This is a genomic window from Rhizobium altiplani (genome assembly GCF_001542405.1).
Taxonomy (GTDB): Bacteria; Pseudomonadota; Alphaproteobacteria; order Rhizobiales; family Rhizobiaceae; genus Rhizobium; species Rhizobium altiplani.
The window spans coordinates 1-15,625 of the sequence record NZ_LNCD01000137.1 but is presented as its reverse complement, the minus strand read 5'-3'; the positions used below and the strand labels follow the sequence as shown (position 1 = coordinate 15,625).

Annotated in this window: 21 protein-coding genes; 13 read left to right on the top strand and 8 right to left on the bottom strand. The window is 60.7% G+C overall.

Translation table 11 applies throughout. The annotated features are described in order from the left end of the window. The first annotated feature begins 327 nt into the window (after positions 1–327). The 10 genes from dnaN to AS026_RS32945 all read left to right on the top strand — a co-directional run bounded on the left by dnaN (position 328) and on the right by AS026_RS32945 (position 6,308). On the top strand, positions 328–1,473 hold the full coding sequence (dnaN, locus tag AS026_RS32990) for a DNA polymerase III subunit beta (RefSeq protein WP_062374708.1): 1,146 nt from the start codon (positions 328–330) through the stop codon (positions 1,471–1,473). Next, positions 1,473–2,033 carry a DUF1643 domain-containing protein gene (locus AS026_RS32985; RefSeq protein WP_062374705.1) on the top strand — a complete coding sequence of 187 codons (561 nt, stop codon included), beginning with the start codon at positions 1,473–1,475 and terminating at the stop codon, positions 2,031–2,033. Before dnaN ends, AS026_RS32985 begins: the two co-directional genes overlap by 1 nt. Beyond that, on the top strand, positions 2,030–2,596 hold the full coding sequence (locus tag AS026_RS32980; RefSeq protein WP_062374702.1) for a hypothetical protein: 567 nt from the start codon (positions 2,030–2,032) through the stop codon (positions 2,594–2,596). The genes AS026_RS32985 and AS026_RS32980 overlap by 4 nt, the downstream gene beginning before the upstream one ends. After that, complete coding sequence (locus tag AS026_RS32975) at positions 2,593–3,195, top strand: HD domain-containing protein (RefSeq protein WP_062374699.1); 603 nt, start codon at positions 2,593–2,595, stop codon at positions 3,193–3,195. Before AS026_RS32980 ends, AS026_RS32975 begins: the two co-directional genes overlap by 4 nt. Before the next feature lie 263 nt (positions 3,196–3,458). Beyond that, positions 3,459–3,800, top strand: a complete 342-nt coding sequence (locus AS026_RS32970; protein ID WP_062374842.1) for an HNH endonuclease signature motif containing protein — start codon at positions 3,459–3,461, stop codon at positions 3,798–3,800. Continuing rightward, on the top strand, positions 3,797–4,222 hold the full coding sequence (locus tag AS026_RS32965; protein ID WP_062374697.1) for a hypothetical protein: 426 nt from the start codon (positions 3,797–3,799) through the stop codon (positions 4,220–4,222). The genes AS026_RS32970 and AS026_RS32965 overlap by 4 nt, the downstream gene beginning before the upstream one ends. After that, positions 4,219–4,449, top strand: a complete 231-nt coding sequence (locus tag AS026_RS32960; RefSeq protein ID WP_062374695.1) for a hypothetical protein — start codon at positions 4,219–4,221, stop codon at positions 4,447–4,449. The genes AS026_RS32965 and AS026_RS32960 overlap by 4 nt, the downstream gene beginning before the upstream one ends. Continuing rightward, positions 4,442–4,858: an ASCH domain-containing protein gene (locus AS026_RS32955; RefSeq protein WP_062374692.1), complete on the top strand. Its 417-nt coding sequence runs from the start codon at positions 4,442–4,444 to the stop codon at positions 4,856–4,858. The genes AS026_RS32960 and AS026_RS32955 overlap by 8 nt, the downstream gene beginning before the upstream one ends. Positions 4,859–4,875: 17 nt before the next feature. Then, a complete protein-coding gene (locus AS026_RS32950) occupies positions 4,876–5,064 on the top strand; it encodes a helix-turn-helix transcriptional regulator (protein WP_062374840.1) in 189 nt (62 codons plus the stop codon). A 29-nt stretch (positions 5,065–5,093) separates the two neighbouring features. Continuing rightward, positions 5,094–6,308: a tyrosine-type recombinase/integrase gene (locus tag AS026_RS32945; RefSeq protein ID WP_062374690.1), complete on the top strand. Its 1,215-nt coding sequence runs from the start codon at positions 5,094–5,096 to the stop codon at positions 6,306–6,308. Between the two features lie 139 nt (positions 6,309–6,447). Here the strand turns inward: AS026_RS32945 and AS026_RS44320 are convergent, their stop codons facing one another. The 5 genes from AS026_RS44320 to AS026_RS32920 form a co-directional block, all read right to left on the bottom strand. Continuing rightward, positions 6,448–6,993 (bottom strand): c-type cytochrome, encoded by a 546-nt coding sequence (locus tag AS026_RS44320; protein ID WP_342587580.1) that lies wholly within the window; start codon positions 6,991–6,993, stop codon positions 6,448–6,450. A 119-nt stretch (positions 6,994–7,112) separates the two neighbouring features. Then, entirely contained in the window at positions 7,113–7,910 is a 798-nt protein-coding gene (locus tag AS026_RS32935; RefSeq protein WP_062374688.1) for a 3-methyl-2-oxobutanoate hydroxymethyltransferase, read from the bottom strand. Between the two features lie 29 nt (positions 7,911–7,939). Further along, complete coding sequence (locus tag AS026_RS32930; RefSeq protein WP_025661860.1) at positions 7,940–9,166, bottom strand: NAD(P)/FAD-dependent oxidoreductase; 1,227 nt, start codon at positions 9,164–9,166, stop codon at positions 7,940–7,942. Between the two features lie 10 nt (positions 9,167–9,176). Beyond that, positions 9,177–9,491 (bottom strand): MocE family 2Fe-2S type ferredoxin, encoded by a 315-nt coding sequence (locus tag AS026_RS32925; RefSeq protein ID WP_018857747.1) that lies wholly within the window; start codon positions 9,489–9,491, stop codon positions 9,177–9,179. 31 nt (positions 9,492–9,522) lie between these two features. Continuing rightward, entirely contained in the window at positions 9,523–10,611 is a 1,089-nt protein-coding gene (locus tag AS026_RS32920; RefSeq protein ID WP_062374838.1) for a fatty acid desaturase family protein, read from the bottom strand. Positions 10,612–10,754: 143 nt separating this feature from the next. Here AS026_RS32920 and AS026_RS32915 point away from each other — a divergent pair, with 143 nt between their 5' ends. Next, positions 10,755–11,786, top strand: coding sequence for a LacI family DNA-binding transcriptional regulator (locus tag AS026_RS32915; RefSeq protein WP_082728647.1), 1,032 nt, complete (start codon positions 10,755–10,757; stop codon positions 11,784–11,786). Positions 11,787–11,811: 25 nt separating this feature from the next. Here AS026_RS32915 and AS026_RS32910 read toward each other — a convergent pair whose 3' ends face one another. Then, positions 11,812–12,456, bottom strand: coding sequence for a ThuA domain-containing protein (locus AS026_RS32910; RefSeq protein WP_062374685.1), 645 nt, complete (start codon positions 12,454–12,456; stop codon positions 11,812–11,814). 174 nt (positions 12,457–12,630) lie between these two features. Between AS026_RS32910 and AS026_RS42545 the strand changes: the two genes are divergently transcribed. Then, the gene (locus tag AS026_RS42545; protein WP_167354926.1) at positions 12,631–12,777 is read left to right on the top strand and encodes a hypothetical protein; all 147 of its coding nucleotides are present in this window, start codon (positions 12,631–12,633) and stop codon (positions 12,775–12,777) included. A 7-nt stretch (positions 12,778–12,784) separates the two neighbouring features. Here the strand turns inward: AS026_RS42545 and AS026_RS32905 are convergent, their stop codons facing one another. Next, entirely contained in the window at positions 12,785–13,051 is a 267-nt protein-coding gene (locus tag AS026_RS32905) for a BON domain-containing protein (protein ID WP_025661856.1), read from the bottom strand. Between the two features lie 192 nt (positions 13,052–13,243). On the opposite strand from AS026_RS32905, the gene dxr reads away from it, so the two are divergent. Further along, positions 13,244–14,437 (top strand): 1-deoxy-D-xylulose-5-phosphate reductoisomerase, encoded by a 1,194-nt coding sequence (dxr, locus tag AS026_RS32900; protein ID WP_062374684.1) that lies wholly within the window; start codon positions 13,244–13,246, stop codon positions 14,435–14,437. A 30-nt stretch (positions 14,438–14,467) separates the two neighbouring features. On the opposite strand, the gene hemA is transcribed toward dxr, so the two are convergent. Continuing rightward, on the bottom strand, positions 14,468–15,625 hold a 1,158-nt coding region (hemA, locus tag AS026_RS32895), incomplete at its 5' end, for a 5-aminolevulinate synthase (RefSeq protein WP_062374682.1).

The following is a 15,625-nucleotide window of genomic DNA, read 5'->3' as shown; positions in this document are numbered from 1 at the left end:
CGTCAATTTCGCTGAGACGCAAGACGATGATATCCTCAATTGGGTCAGTCGCGAGGGGCTGGACACAGACGGTCTCGATGACCTGGTGTTCACACACACATTCCATATCTATGCCGATGAACTCAGCGACATCGACATAGATGCGCTTTTCCGCGAGAGCATCGTCGTCGACAGCAACAGTTGGCTGCCGCAGCTCTATCGCCTGCTAGCCGAACGCGACGTGATCGCCGCGATGGATCTGCTTCATCGCGAGTTCCCGCAGCTGCGCCCGCCACAAGCCCAACTGGACCTTATCGCCAGATTGGGTACAGGGGGGGGGTATCGCCCGTGGCTGACCTCTTCTTCCGCGTCCATCGCAGCCAGCTCCTGCCCGCGCTCAGCGCCGTTCTTGCCGCCGTCGACAAGGGTTCAAAGATCCCGGTTCTGGCCAACGTCCTGCTCAGGCCGGATGCCGGCCAGCTCACACTTCGCGGCACGGATCTCGACATCGAGATCGAAACGACATGCGACCTTCTCGACGAGGGCGACGGCATGCCGATAACGATCAAGGCCAAGGATCTGCATGACATCGTCCGCAATCTGCCGGAGACGGCGGAAATAGATGTGACCACCGGCAAGTTTCACGGCCAGGTGCAGATCAAGTCCGGCCGCTCCAGCTTTTCGATTGCCAGTCTGCCAGAAGCGGACTTTCCGTCGATCGCCAGCGCCGTGACCGGCGCGAGCTTCAAGATGGATATGACGCTGCTTGCGCAGGCGCTCGGCAAGGTCTCCTATGCCGCGCTCAAGGTCGATACCGGCCGTGTTTACCTGACCGGCATTCACGTGCGACCGACAGACGAGGGCCGGAAGATCGATTTCGTTGCCGCCGATGGTCGCGGCATGGCGTTGGTACGGATCGACACGACGACGGAAGCCGTCTTCGACGGCATCATTCTTCCCCTGAAAACAGCCGCGGCGATCCAGAAGCTTTTCGGCGAGGCTAAAGAGCCAGCCAGCATCGAGATCGGCCGGAACATGATGCGCGTCGAATGCGGCGGCATCTCGCTGTTTTCCCGGCTGATCGATGGCACCTTCCCGCCGAATTACCGCGAGGTCATTCCGTCAAACCCTGAGCAGGAAGCTATTACCACGGTTGCCGCGCTCAATGCCGCCGTCACGCGCGTTTCGTTGGTCGGTACGGAGCTAGACAAGGACGGCATCAAGGTCACGCTTGGCGACGGCCAGATGCGCGTCGAACTCTACAGCAAGGATGGCGAGTCTGCGGTCGATCATCTCCCGATCGAGTATGCTGGCGAGGAAGGCTATACGACCGGCTTCAACAGCAAGGTCCTCGCCGACACGCTATCAAGCATCAAGACGCAGGACGTGCGTATCCGTTTCGGCGGCACACCCCCAAACGTCGTCTTCATGCCGATCGCAGACCTTGATGAGACATTCGTCATTTCGCCGATGCGAGCAAGGAGCGTCGATTGATGGCCGATCTTCTCGCCGACTTCGCCGCCAGCCAGCCAATGCAGAAGAGCGCCGTCATTTCCGACTGCAAGCGCTACCGCTACGAGCTGCGCCGCACATGGGATGCGGCCAAACGCCTCCTCGTCGTCTGCATGCTCAATCCGTCGACGGCCGATGACGAGAAGGACGATCCGACGTTGCGCGAACTGACCTATTTCGCGAAACGTTGGGGCTATGGCGGCCTGATCGTCGTCAACCTCAACGCCTTCCGCGCCTCGCATCCAAGCGTGATGATGGCGGAACCAATGTGCGTCGGTCCGAAGAACGGCGAATTCATCGAGGCCGCCCTCACCTTTTCCCGCCACCAGGGAACGCCGGTTCTTGTCGCGTGGGGCAATGGCGGCGATCACCTTGACCGTGACGAGTGGTTCATGTCGCGTGCTCGCCTGCACACCGTCAGCCTTATCTGCCTCGGCAGGAACAAGGACGGATCGCCCAAGCATCCGATGTCGCGCGGCCGGAACCGCATCCCGCGCGACCAGCAGCCGATAATGTTTCGAAATGCACTGGAGGCGATATGATTAATCTCGCCTTGGCAAAATCCCTACTGCCGGAAGCTCGCGAGCTAGCCGGCCTCGTTAGCGACGAGTGGTCAGAATCCTACAACATGAAGGATCAACGCGCCGAGCTGTGCGTCATAGACCGCACAACGGGCGAGGTTATGCCGATCGCGATCATTACGCGCGACTGCAGCTATGATGACCGACGCCTGATGATCAAGGCGCCGGTTTTGGTTCGCGCGCTGCTTCTCCTGCTCGATATGGCATTCGCGGAGATCCGCCGCCTACGCCCGCAGCAGCAGGATCAATCCGCTCGCGGCGAGCGGCAGCAGCAGAGCGAGAAGCGCAGCGAGCCTGATTACGCCGCCGAGTGCGCGATGAAGTGCGCCGACCAAGCGTTCCGTCGTTTCCTCCTTGAGAAAAAGAAAGCGCCGGATGCTGGCGACCCCGTGCGTGTCACCTCGCATGTCCGATACCTCCTGAAGGTCGACAGCCGCGCAGAGTTGAACCGCGACGCAGGCGCCCGCAAGCGCTGGCTGGATCTGCGCGCCGAGTTTGAAGTTTGGATGAGGGAAGTAGCATGACCGAAGACGCAACTATTGAGAAAATGCGCGATAGCACTATTCGTCGCGCGATCGGGCCCACGATCCTTCTTGGATCTGGCGCGTATTTCGATTTCCAAGATCCTTGGAACTCTTCGATTACTATCGAGGATATCGCCTATGGCCTGGCCTTTGAAGGCCGGTGTTCAGGCCAGTGCTACAGCCGCATTCTGCAGAAGCGCGTGTTCTACTCCGTTGCAGAGCATTGCGTTCGGATGAGCTGGTCTGTCCCCAATGAGCTAGCGCTCGAAGCCCTCATGCATGAGGTCGGAGAGGCTGTTTGCGGTGACATGAACGCTCCCCTGAAATCCCTGAACCCCTCCTTCAAGTCGATTGAGAAACAATGCGAGGCAGCGATCCTCGCAAAGTTCGGGGTAGCCGTCACGGACCCGGTAGAAATCAAGCGCGCCGATTTGCGGATGCTTGCTACCGAACGCCGCGACCTGCTGCCATGGAAGGGTGAGCGTTGGGGGATCGACGATTACGCTCAGCCGTATGACTGGGAGATCATCCCTTGGTCTCCAGAGGTTGCCGCGCAGACGTTCTTGGCTCGGTACCAGCAGTTGATGGTGAAGCCATGACCGTCGACATTTACAACATGTCGGACGTCGATCGGCAGTTACATGCTGTCGCCGCAGCTCACCAGGCATCGGAAGCCGTGACAGAGCTTCTGCGCTTTAGCCGCGAGGGCGCCGACATCAACGGCACCTTCGGCGAGATCGAGGTTGTCGAGAAGCTGCTGGACGCCGCGAAGATCGCAATCGAATGCCTCACGGAAGCCGACGACGGTCAAACGTTACTCATCGATCTATTCGGACCTCAAGCACGAGCTGGAGTTTTGGGTCTGATGAGCCGCCGCGACAATATCCGCGAAAAGGTCCTGTCTCGCATCCAGGTCGATGAGCAGACAGGTTGCTGGATCTGGACCGGACCGACGTCCGGAACAGAAGGTCGCGGCGCCGGCTATCCACGCATGTCACTGGGGGGGCAAACGGTCGCGGTTCACATCGTCATGTGGACCAACGAGCACGGCTACATCCCCGGAAAGAAGGAACTGGACCACGTCTGCCGTAACCGGCTCTGCGTGCGACCGCACCCCGCCCATCTGGAAATGGTTACCAGAAAACGCAACGCGATCCGGCGCGAGCAAGCGAAGCGCGCGATTTTCTACGAGGAGGCGATATGACTGAATTGATCCAAGCGCTCTCAAGGCTGGCAGGAAACCGTCACTCTGACGGCACGTCTTCAATCGTCAGCCAGGAAGATCGCACGATTATCATCAACGGTTGTTACGATCTGATGATTGCGGCTCGTCAAACTCCCGTTCAGCGTGTGGTGCCGGCTGATCTGACGAACGAACAGAAGGAAGTCACCCTCTTGCGGATCATCGACGCAATGGGCGGCAAGACAGATGTTAGTGATAGCTCATGGGCTTGGATCAACTGGTTCTCTAGCGACGAGGTCCATGACAGGCACTCGGATACCTACAATCGCTGCATCGAGAAGGGTTGGTTGGATTATAGCCACGATGGCGACTTCGACACCAGCACCGCTTGGCTCACGAAGGAAGGCCGAACCGTCCTCGCCGCTGTGGAGGTGGATGGATGAGCCGTTATCATTACGGATTTGATCGCCCTGTCCGCCTTCAGAATTGCCCTCGATGCAAGCTGAAGGTCCTCAACCAAAATTCCTATGGCGAAAGCAGCCTATACGGTTCCTATCACCGGCTTTGCATGCCTTGCTGGGATGCAGAGGACGCGGAGATCAACCGCGAGGGCACGAACAATTTGCCGGAAACCCTCAAAAAATACGGCCCGGAGAACGACTATGATTGATCTACAAAAGCTCGCCGATCGCGTTGCAGCAGGAGAGATCAAGTCTCTCAGCATCAAGCAGCCGTACCCCCATCACATCTTCTACGATGGCAAGGACGTCGAGAACCGCGATTGGCCTACGAAGAGTCGGGGCTGGTTCATCGTGCATGCCGGCGTTTCGAAATCCGAGCTGGACAAGGACGATGATCGTCAGATGGCTATGCCACGTGGCGGCGTCGTCGGCATGGCCCGCATCGTCGATTGCGTCCGCGAGATTGATAGCCGGTGGTTCTTCGGCAAGTTCGGCTTTGTCCTGCGCGATTCCTTCCCCCTGCCGCTGACCCAGTGCCGTGGTCAGCTCGGCTTCTTCAATCTTGAGCCTGAGACGCTGCGGCTCGTCGCAGCGGCAATCCGTGAGGTGAAGCTGTGAGCATCGCGCAGCCAGCAATGCCTGGGGATCTGCTCATGGGCGCCGACGCAATCGCTGGCTTCCTTGGCATCACACGTCGGCAGGCATACCGTCTCGTCTACGACGACATCATTCCATCGTTCAAGCTCGGCGGCACAGTCGCCGCTCGTCGCTCCAGCCTAACCAAATGGATGGAGGATCTTGAAGGAAAGCGCGTAGGCGGCTAGCGTGCGCCCTCGAATGTGAGGGTCAACGCATGGCGACAATCCGGAAACGTCAATGGGCGAACAAAAGTGGCACTCACGAGGCGTGGCTGCTCAATTACATGGACGCCAACGGAAAGCGCCATCGCGAGCAATTCGACAGGAAGCGGGACGCAGAAGCACGCCGCAAGGAGATCGAAGAGCAGATCGGCAAGGGCACCTATCGGCCTGACGCCGCAACAACCACCCTTCGGGCCGCCTGCGAAAGCTACGAGAAGGATCTGAGCACCCGCAAGGATCGAGGTGAGAAAGTCACCCCTGAATATTTCGACAATGTCACTGGCCACATGTGGAACTACATCGCTCCGGACGAGGAGCGGCGAGCGAAACAGAAGGGCAAGAACAAGCGCCGGCCTGATCTGTTCAAAGCCGGGATCGGCGACAAGAAGCTCGCGCAGCTGAGCGCCAGAAACGTCGGTGAGTTCCGCGACGCGGTGCGAAAATCCGGTGTAAGCGTCGTCACAACCCGTCAGATCCTTGGAACCCTGTCACGCGTACTTCAGCACGCGATCGCCAGCGACCTGTTGGCCGCGAACGTCGCGAAGGGCATTCGCGTTGTCGGCAAGCGAAACGAAGACGCGAAAAAGATCACGCCGCCGTCGAAGGCCGCGATCGCCGCCGTCATCAAGGCCGCAGATGACACCTTCACCGTGAAGCTCACCTTCGCCGCGGCATCCGGTGTCCGCGCCTCCGAATTCCACGCCCTTCGCTGGCGACATCTTGACCTGAAGAGCGGGACCGCGACGATCGAAACCCGCGTGGATTCCAAGCGTCAGGAAGACACCACGAAGAGCAAAGCCGGCCTTCGCGAAATTCCGCTGGGCGCACATGTCGTCAAGGTCATGAAGGAATGGCGACTGAAAACCGCGTTCAAGAAGGATGACGATCTCGTATTCCCCAACTCCAAGGGAAAATTCGAGAACCATAAGAACATGCGCACGCGCGTTCTGACGCCCACGCTGAAGCGCGCCGCTGAAGCGATGAAGCAGCAGGGCAAGTTCTTTGAGCCCTTCGGCTGGCATGCCTTGCGCCACTTCGCCATCTCGACTTGGATAGAGGCCGGCCTCGCGCCGAAGACGGTTCAGACCTTCGCCGGGCACTCCTCGCTTGCCGTCACTATGGACCGTTACGGCCACCTGTTTCCGAGCGACGATCACCGCCAGGCGATGGACGCAATCGCATCGTCGATTTTCGCGAATGGCGCATAAATGGCGCACGGTGACATACAAAACCTGCAAACGCTGGACTTATTAACACATTCCTAATCTGAGGGTCACGCGTTCGAATCGCGTCGGGATCACCATTATTTTCAGTAACCGTGTCGGACTGCACGCTTCCGCTCTGAGTTCAGGGCAACGGAACCGGCGCGTCGCCGAGCGTTCGCAGATATGCGATCACGTTCAGTCGATCAGTTTCATCAGGCGCTCCACGAATCTCCATGTTTACGCCTGGGGTTGTGAGGGTTGGACCGGTGAGAAAAATGTGAGGTCCTCGAACGTCCAGGTCCCCTCCCACGCCAACAGGGTCTGGGAGTAGCGGTTGAAATTCGCCGATGCCTTGTCGCGCCCGACAACCTTCCAGAGGTTCCGGCCACCTGGTGGCCCCGCTCTGCGCCTTTGTTGCATGGCACGTGGCGCAGTTGGAGACAAAGAACGCCGCGCCCTTTGTCGGATCACCGTTGGCCAGCTTGGCGGAAATCGGCTCGGGTTTTTGAATAATGACGCCATGAGCCAACAGGTAGGCTGCGATCTCGGGGTGGTTGTCGCGCCTTGCAAGGTGGTAGGGCGTGATGATGGCCGGCAGACGAGCCGGATCTCCCCGCACCCATATGGCGTTGACGTCTGCGCCAGCTTCAACAAGCACTTTGACGCAATCGAGACAACGGTTCGCCACAGCGATCTGCCTTGCCGGCGGTCACGCGCGCCTTCTCGACCCACTTGGCGGCGATCATTTCCACGTGCCAGCGAGGTAGTCAGGCGACGAGGAGAGAAACGCTTTTGGTCTCCGGCTACCTAAAGCCGTGACAAAAAACCTTCCAACTCCTCCGAATCGACAGACACGCGATGCCGTTCCTCCGGATAGGCGCCGCTGGCGATGTCGGTAGCGTATTCGCGGAATGCCGCGATCCGTTCAGCCTGGATGCGGTCATATTCGGCCGCCAGGTTGCGATAGACCTTGGCATGGCGCGGATATTTCCCGCGGTTTAGGCCGAGCACGTCCTCGGAGAAGAGATACTGGGCGTCGCATCCGCTGCCGGCGCCCATGGAGATCATGAGCATGGAGGTGCGTTCAGAAATCGCTGCCGCTACCTCGGCCGGCACGACCTCGATCTCCGCGCTGAAGGCACCCGCGGCCTCCAGATCCTTCACTTGCTTGTAGACAAGAGCCGCCGTTTCGGCCGTCTTGCCGACCGCGCGAAAGCCGCCCGTCCATGTGGCATGCGACGGGATAAGCCCCGTGTGTCCGCAGACCGGAATATGCTCGTCGCGCAGCCGCCGGATCGTCTGCAGGCTGGCGGCGCAATAGATGGCATCGGCCGAGGCCGCCCGCATCTTTACCGCCGAGCGCAGGATCTCATCGGTGGTGGCGCCGCTCTGGCCGTATTCGCCACCCGGAATGGCAAAACGCCCCGGGGCGGCATCGCGGAACCGCGGATCGAAAAGAAGTTCCGGCGGCACGGAAATCAGGTCGATGCCGGCAGCCTCGGCCGCTTCCGCCTCTTCGAGCGACACGACGCGCAGCATGCTGAGTTGCCGCTTGCCCTTCATCGCTAGGAGGTCATGCACAGTCGGTCGCAGTTGTTTGCCCATCGCCGATACCTTGAGAATGCGGCAGCCGGTCAGGCGGCCAGGAGGGATTTCAGTTTGACGCTGCTTGCGACAAGCGCTGCCGGATCCGGATGCGCGCGCGCCGCAATCAGCATTTCGGCAAGCCGGATATCGCGCGCGACCACGTTGCCGCGACCGATGCCGCTGGCCGCAAGCAGCCTGCCGGCTTCATCGAGATGAAAGAGAATGAAAGCGCCGTCGCCGAGGTCGCGGCGCAAATGCTGAACGGCGCCCTCCGCCAGGCCGGCGATCTGCAGCGTTACGTCATACTGGTCGGACCAGAACCAGGGGACGGCGGAAACGGCTGTGCCAAGCCCCATCATGTTGGCGGCGGCGAGTGCGCCCTGCTCTTGGGCATTCCGCCAGGATTCGAGCCGCACACGCCGGCCGCCATAGATCGCGAGGGGGAAGGAGCAGCAGTCGCCGGCTGCGTAGATGTCAGGCGCCGAGGTGCGCAGGAATTCATCGACGGCAATGCCGTTGTCGATTGTGAGACCAGCGCGAGCGGCAAGCTCCGTATTGGGAGTGGCGCCAATGCCGATAAGCACGAGATCCGCGCCGATCATGTTGCCGTCAGCCAGGTGGATCTTGGCGCTTTCGTCGTCTTCCGCAATACCTGTTATCGCCACCCCGCAACGGATATCGACGCCCTCTAGCGAATGCCGTTCGCAGATCACCCCGGCAACTTCCTCCGGGACGCCGCGCTTCAGCACGCGTTCCAGGCCCTCGAGGACCGTTACGGCAGTTCCGAGCGCACGCGCCGTCGCGGCAAGCTCCAGGCCGATAAAGCCGCCGCCAATGATCACGATATGCTTCCCCGGCACCATTGCCTTGCGAAGTGCGACCGCATCGGCATGGGTGCGCAGCGAGCGGATATGCTTGCTGTCCTCGGCAATATCAGGAAGCACCCGCGCACGGGCGCCGGTCGCGAGCAACAGCTTGTCATAGGCAATGGTACGGCCATCGGAAAGCGTAACGGACTTTGCTTCAGGATCGAGATCCTGAACCGTCAGGCCGGTCAGCAGACTGATGCCGCCTGCGGCATATCTCTCCAGCTCCGCGATGAATTTCGGTTCCGCAGTCCCTTGGTCGGACGCCTTCGAAAGCGGCGGCCGCTCGTACGGCGCGAGCGCCTCGCTTCCAATCAGCGTGATCTCGCCGTCAAATCCCTTCTCGCGCAGCGCAAATGCCGCGCGGGCGCCGCATTCCCCTGCCCCGATGATCACGAAATGGGTCATGACAGCTTCCTCAGATCGAGATGAAGACAGCACCGTCTTCGACCTTCACGGGATAGGTGCCGAGGTTGACGCAAACCGGCGCCCCCTTCGCCTGCCCCGTCTTGTAGTTGAAACGGCCGTTATGCTTGGGACATTCGATGATCTCGTCCATGACCAGACCGTCGGCCAGATGGACCTGCTCGTGCGTGCACAACCCGTCCGTTGCGAAGAACTCGTCGTCGGGGCTGCGATAGACCGCGAACGTCCTGCCCTGGTGATCGAACCGCATCACGTCCTCTTCGTCGATGTCCTCGACGGCACAGACCTCGATCCAATTTCCGCTCATCTTGTCCTCCCAGGCTTATGCTTGGCGTTGTTTATTGGGCAGCCGGCGCAAGCTCGCCGTGGAATTCCTCGCGATAGGGACGCGCCGTCGCCGGCAGTTCGCGCTTCAGGAAATAGTCCTCATTGCGCAGCTGGCGCAGGAATGCCGGGAGCATCTCGCGATAGCCGGACCAGATCGACGGGTTTGCCGCCGGCAGGTCGTGCTTGATCATCGCATGCAGGCGCGGCAGCGCATGGTAAGGCACCATCGGGAACATGTGGTGCTCGACGTGATAGTTCATGTTCCAGTAGATGAAGCGGCTGATGGGGTTCATATGGACCGTGCGGCTGTTCAGGCGATGGTCGATGACATTGTCCGCGAGGCCCCCATGCTGCAACAGTCCAGTCAGCACGTGGTGCCACGCGCCATAGAGCCTGGGCAGGCCAATCAGCAGCGCCGGCAGAATGGACCCCATCGCAATCGCGACAGCGATCGTCGCGACATAGATAGCAAGCCAGATGCGGGCGATAAAGATCGCGCGCGGTTGCTCCATCTCGGGGATGAAGGTCTTCTCCTCCGCGCTGATGACGCCGACGGCATTGCGCAGCATGTCAACCATCGCATGCCAGACATCGAGAATGCCGAAGAAGTTCAGGATCAGCCGCAGCAGATCCGGCGGACGCATCACCGCAATTTCGGGATCGCGGCCGACGATGACAGTGTCGGTGTGATGGCGCGTATGGCTCCAGCGCCAGGTCACCGGATTGCGCATGATCATGAAACAGGCGATCTGATAGACTGCGTCGTTCATCCAGCGCGTCTTGAAGGCCGTGCCGTGACCACACTCGTGCCAGCGGCTATCCGATGCCGAACCGTAAAGCACCCCATATGCCAGAAAGAAGGGCACGCAGAGCCACGAGCCCCAGAAGTAGACGCCAAGTCCGCCAAGGAGGATCATTGCGCCCAGCCAGATGATCGTGTCACGGATAGCCGGAGCGTCGGAGCGCTGCATCAGCGCTTTCATGTCCTTGCGCGCAACCTCGGTGTGATACCACTCGGCGGCGGCCAATCCCGTGTCAACGGCTGTGCGGCCGCTTTCACCGAGCAGGCTGTAGTCGCGCTTCCTCGTCTGATCAGCCATCTCAACCTCCCGCATGCCATCCCTCCCGGCCTATGCAGACGAGAATATGTTGACTTTCATCAAGCGACAATGCAGCCTTGATGTATTCTATCAAAAGACATCATTGCGACCACATCACAATGATGGATTCTTGCAAGGACCGAATGGTGAAGCGACCGACAATACAGGATCTGGCGAATGCTTCGGGCGTCAGCGTCGCGACGGTCGATCGTGTGCTGAACGGCCGGCATCGGGTTAGGGAGGAGACGGCACGGCGGGTCTATAACGCGGCGGCCTCTATCGGCTACCATGCGGTCGGCCTGCTCCGGCAACGGGTATTCCAGGACCTCCCGCATCATCGGCTGGGCTTTCTTCTGCAGCGTCCGACGCAGTCGTTCTACCAAACGCTCGCCAGGGAAATCGAGCAAGCAGCGCATGCCAACACATCGTCTCGCATAACCGCCCAGATCGAATATGCGACGGCGTCCACGCCTGCTGCGATCATTGAAAAGCTGAAGCTTCTCGCCAGCCGCAACCAGGCGATCGCATTGGTCGGTCCGGACTATCCGGCCGTCACGGCCGAGGTTGAAGATCTGAAGGCCAGGGGCATTCCTGCCTTTTCCATTCTGTCCGATCTCGCCAGTGGCGTGCGACAGGGTTATATCGGGCTGAACAATCGAAAGGTCGGCCGCACGGCCGCCTGGATGATCGCAAAGGCTGCCAAGAAACCCGGCAAGGTCGCCTGCTTCGTCGGCAGCCACCGCTATCATGGACATGAACTGCGCGAGATCGGCTTCCGCTCGTATTTTCGAGAGAATGCCCCTGATTTCGAGGTTCTCGAGACGCTGATCAACCTCGAAACTCCGGAGATAACGCACGAAGCCACCATCAATCTCCTCAAGCAGCACCCTGATCTCGTCGGCTTCTATGTCTGCGGCGGCGGCATGGAAGGCGCGATCTCCGCCGTTCGCGAAGAAGGTCTCGCCGGCAAGCTTCTCGTCGTCGTCAACGAACTGACACCGGACTCGCGCTCGGCCCTCGCCGACGACGTGGTGACCATGGCGATCGCGACGCCCGTCAGGAACCTCTGCAACGATCTGATCACCTTGATGACAGCCTCGATAGGATCAGAGGGCGACGCGGTTCCGGGACAATCGTTCCTGCCTTTCGATATCTATACCTCGGAGAACATCTAGCCCTGCCGGCGACCCGTCTTCGGCCTTAGCGCCGTGCGGCCCAGGACAGGCCGCGGCGAAGAATGAGGCGCATATAGGGGTGGTCGAACTCGCTCGCGACGTGGCCGAGAGCGGAATAGAAGACACGCCCTTGTCCGAACTGGCGCTTGAAGGCAACGGGCATTGTCACGTTGCGGGCGGCCGAATCATACTCTCCGGAAAAGCGCGTCGTCGCCAGGATTTCGACCGACGGATCGTAGTGGAGGTAGTACTGCTCGGACCGATAGTCGAAGTCGGGAATCCCCTCCATCACAGGATCATGCTGACGGGTCACGTTGACGCGGAAATCGATGATGTTGCCGGGATGGGAGACCCAGGTCACCCCAGAGACATACCGGAACGGTGCGCTCTCCTTGAACGACGTCGCCAGCGCGCCGTGATGTCCCCCGAGGCCGAGACCACCGCGTACAGCCTCCAGCAGCGCGTCTGCGTGCGCCTTCTCGATTTTCTCGCCGGTGATGACAGGCACGAGCAGATCGGCGCCCGCGATCGCAGCTGACCCGAAGATGCCAAGGTCGCCGGTCACCTCGACGGCAAAGCCATCCTCGCGCAACACGTCCGCGACGCGGTGGGCACATGCTTCAGGCTCGTGGCCGCTCCAACCGCCCCAGACGATGATCGCTTTGCGCATAAGCACCTCCCTTGCCGAACACATTGGGCCGCCGAGAGCGGCCAGATCTTCTTTACGACAAGAGGGGTCGAGCAAGCCAGTGCAAGCCTTGCCGGACCATATTTTCTTCCGACGCTCGGAGGCGGAACTTTCCGACCCGTTCCGCGTTTCGCGGAAAACGAGGGAGTGCTCGCCATGCGTATGAAACTGACGTTGCTTGCATTCGCATATCTTGTCGTCAGCGGCCTGTTGCTGGCAACCACCTATAAATCGGCAGGCCCGATCACGACGCCAAAGACAGATCGGGTCGCAGCCTTCCAGATGGAACGCTTCGCCGGCTGAGGGATAACTACGCTGCCTTGATATCATTGCGCACGGGCCGCGTTCCCGCGAGAGCGCGCGCGACGGCGGTTGCACGCTCGATCTCGGCTGCCGTGGAAACCATGCCGGTTAGCACGACCGCACGACCTTCAAGCGTCACCTTCACATCAGCCGCATCAATCCCACCAGCGACAGCCAAGGCATTCGCTACGGCCTCCTCGAGCGCGGCATCCTGGTTAGCTCCAGTCTCGGGTTCGAAGGGTTCGCCATAGAACGTCGGTTGCTTGAAAACCATGTGCCTTCCTCCTGTCTCGACTACGAAACGCAGCAACTGGCCGATTGGTTTCGCGCCACCCTCTTAGACATGGCAAGGGAGGGCGGCCGCCCTCTCCCGGATTCGCAGGATTTCTGCTGCGCCGCACACTTGCCGCTCATTTCAATCCCCTGTACAGCCAGAGCCAATGCAAGAGTTTTGGCGAAATCATCGATGATGGCAGGCGAAAGTGCGCCGAGGCGCCTCAGTATTTTTGGCTCAACTGGCTCGATCGGACAAAATACGCTCGACGTTGTCGAGCAGTTGGGCGGGCGGGACTGCTATGAGATCTCGGTCGTAACGGGCAACGAGAACGTCCAGCTTCTGGCGCAGCAGGCGAAATCGTCAGGCGCCAAGCTTGCGGTCACCGCGAGCGACGGCAAATATCACTCGCTGAAGGAAGAACTGTCCGGCAGCGGCATTGCGGTTGCCGCTGGCGTATCAGGCCTGGCGGAGGCCGCCGACCTCGAGGCGGATTGGGTGATGGCCGCCATCGTCGGCACGGCCGGCCTCGCGCCGACACTGGCCGCTGCCCGCAAGGGCGCAACGATCGCACTCGCCAACAAGGAATGCCTGGTGTCGGCCGGCGACTTGTTCGTCGATGCAGTGGCAAAGGGCGGCGGACGGCTGATCCCCGTCGACAGCGAACACAGCGCGATCTTTCAGTCTCTCGACGAAGACCAGCGGCACGCCGTCGAACGGATCATCCTGACGGCTTCGGGCGGTCCGTTCCGCACCTGGTCGCGCGCCGACATGGCGAATGTGACGGCGGCTACGGCGCGAGCCCACCCGAACTGGTCGATGGGGCTGAAGATCTCGGTCGGAAGTGCCTCGATGTTCAACAAGGCGCTGGAGATGATCGAGGCGAAGCATCTCTTCGGCGTTCGCCCGGACCAGATCGAAGTGATCGTCCACCCGCAGTCGATCATTCACTCGATGGTCGGCTACACGGATGGATCGATCATCGCCCAGCTCGGCAGCCCCGATATGCGGACGGCGATCGGTTACGCGCTCGACTATCCGCGCCGACCGACACTAAACGTCGAGCGGCTGGATTTCGCCAAGCTCTCGCGCCTCGACTTCGAGGCGCCGGATGAAGAGCGTTTCCCGGCGCTGAGACTGGCGCGCACCGCGCTGGAACGCGGCGGCCTACAGGGCGCCATCATGAATGCGGCCGAGGAAATTGCGTTTCACGCGTTTGTCGAAGAGCGGATCGGTTTCCTTGCCATGGCCGATATTGCCGAAGCGGTGATGGACAAGATGATCGCGTCAGGGGAAGCGAAGACGATGGATGACGTCTTTGCCGCCGATGCGGAAGCTCGCAGGCTCGCTGCCGAACTGGTAGCCCTCAACGAAAAGGCCGCCTGACGGCGGCCCAATCTTTTTCCGAAATGTAGTTTAAGCCACGTGCCGCGCGAGCGCGCAGCGCGACCAGAGCGAATGCAGCGCTTCGACGAGGTGTTCGATGTCGGTGTCGCTGTGCAGCGGCGTCGGGGTGATGCGCAGCCGCTCGGTCTTCTTCGGCACCGTCGGGTAGTTGATCGGCTGCACGTAGACACCGCAATTGTCGAGCAGCAGGTCGGAGATCCACTTGCACTTGGCCGCATCGCCGACCATGACAGGCACGATGTGGCTCGGGTTCGGCATATGCGGGATGCCGCGCTGATCGAGCAGCGCCCTCAGCTTGCGGACCCGATCCTGGTGGCGTGCCCGCTCGAACGGGCTGACCTTCAGATGCTGGATCGAGGCAACCGCACCGGCAGCAAGCGCCGGCGGCAGCGCCGTCGTGAAGATAAAACCAGACGCAAACGAGCGGATGAAGTCGCACAGCGCCGTCGAGGCGGCGATATAGCCGCCCATGACGCCGAACGCCTTGCCGAGCGTGCCCTCGATGACAGTCAGGCGGTCCATCAGCCCTTCGCGTTCGGCAATGCCGCCGCCGCGCGGCCCGTACATGCCGACGGCATGCACTTCGTCGAGATAGGTCATCGCGCCGTACTTGTCGGCGAGGTCACAGATCTCCTTGATCGGGGCGATATCGCCATCCATCGAATAGACCGATTCGAAGGCGATCAGCTTCGGCGCCTTCGGATCGGCAGCCGCCAGCTTGGCTTCGAGATCATGGATGTCGTTGTGCTTCCAGATCACCTTCTCGCACTTGGCGTAGCGAATGCCTTCAATCATCGACGCATGGTTCAGCGCGTCGGAGAAGATGATGAGGCCGGGGATCTTGGCGCCAAGCGTGCCGAGCGCCGCCCAGTTGGAGACGTAGCCCGAGGTGAAGATCAGTGCCGCTTCCTTGCCGTGAAGATCAGCCAGCTCGCGCTCGAGCAGAACGTGGTAGTGGGTGGTGCCAGAGATATTCCGGGTGCCTCCCGCACCCGCGCCACAGTGATCGATGGCATTCTTCATCGCCTCGACCACCTTGGGGTGCTGGCCCATGCCGAGATAGTCGTTGGAGCACCAGACCGTGACTTCCTTCGGGCCGTCCGCCGTGTGTCGCGTGGCGCGCGGAAAGCTGCCGCGGTGACGCTCAAGATCGGCAAAAACGCGATA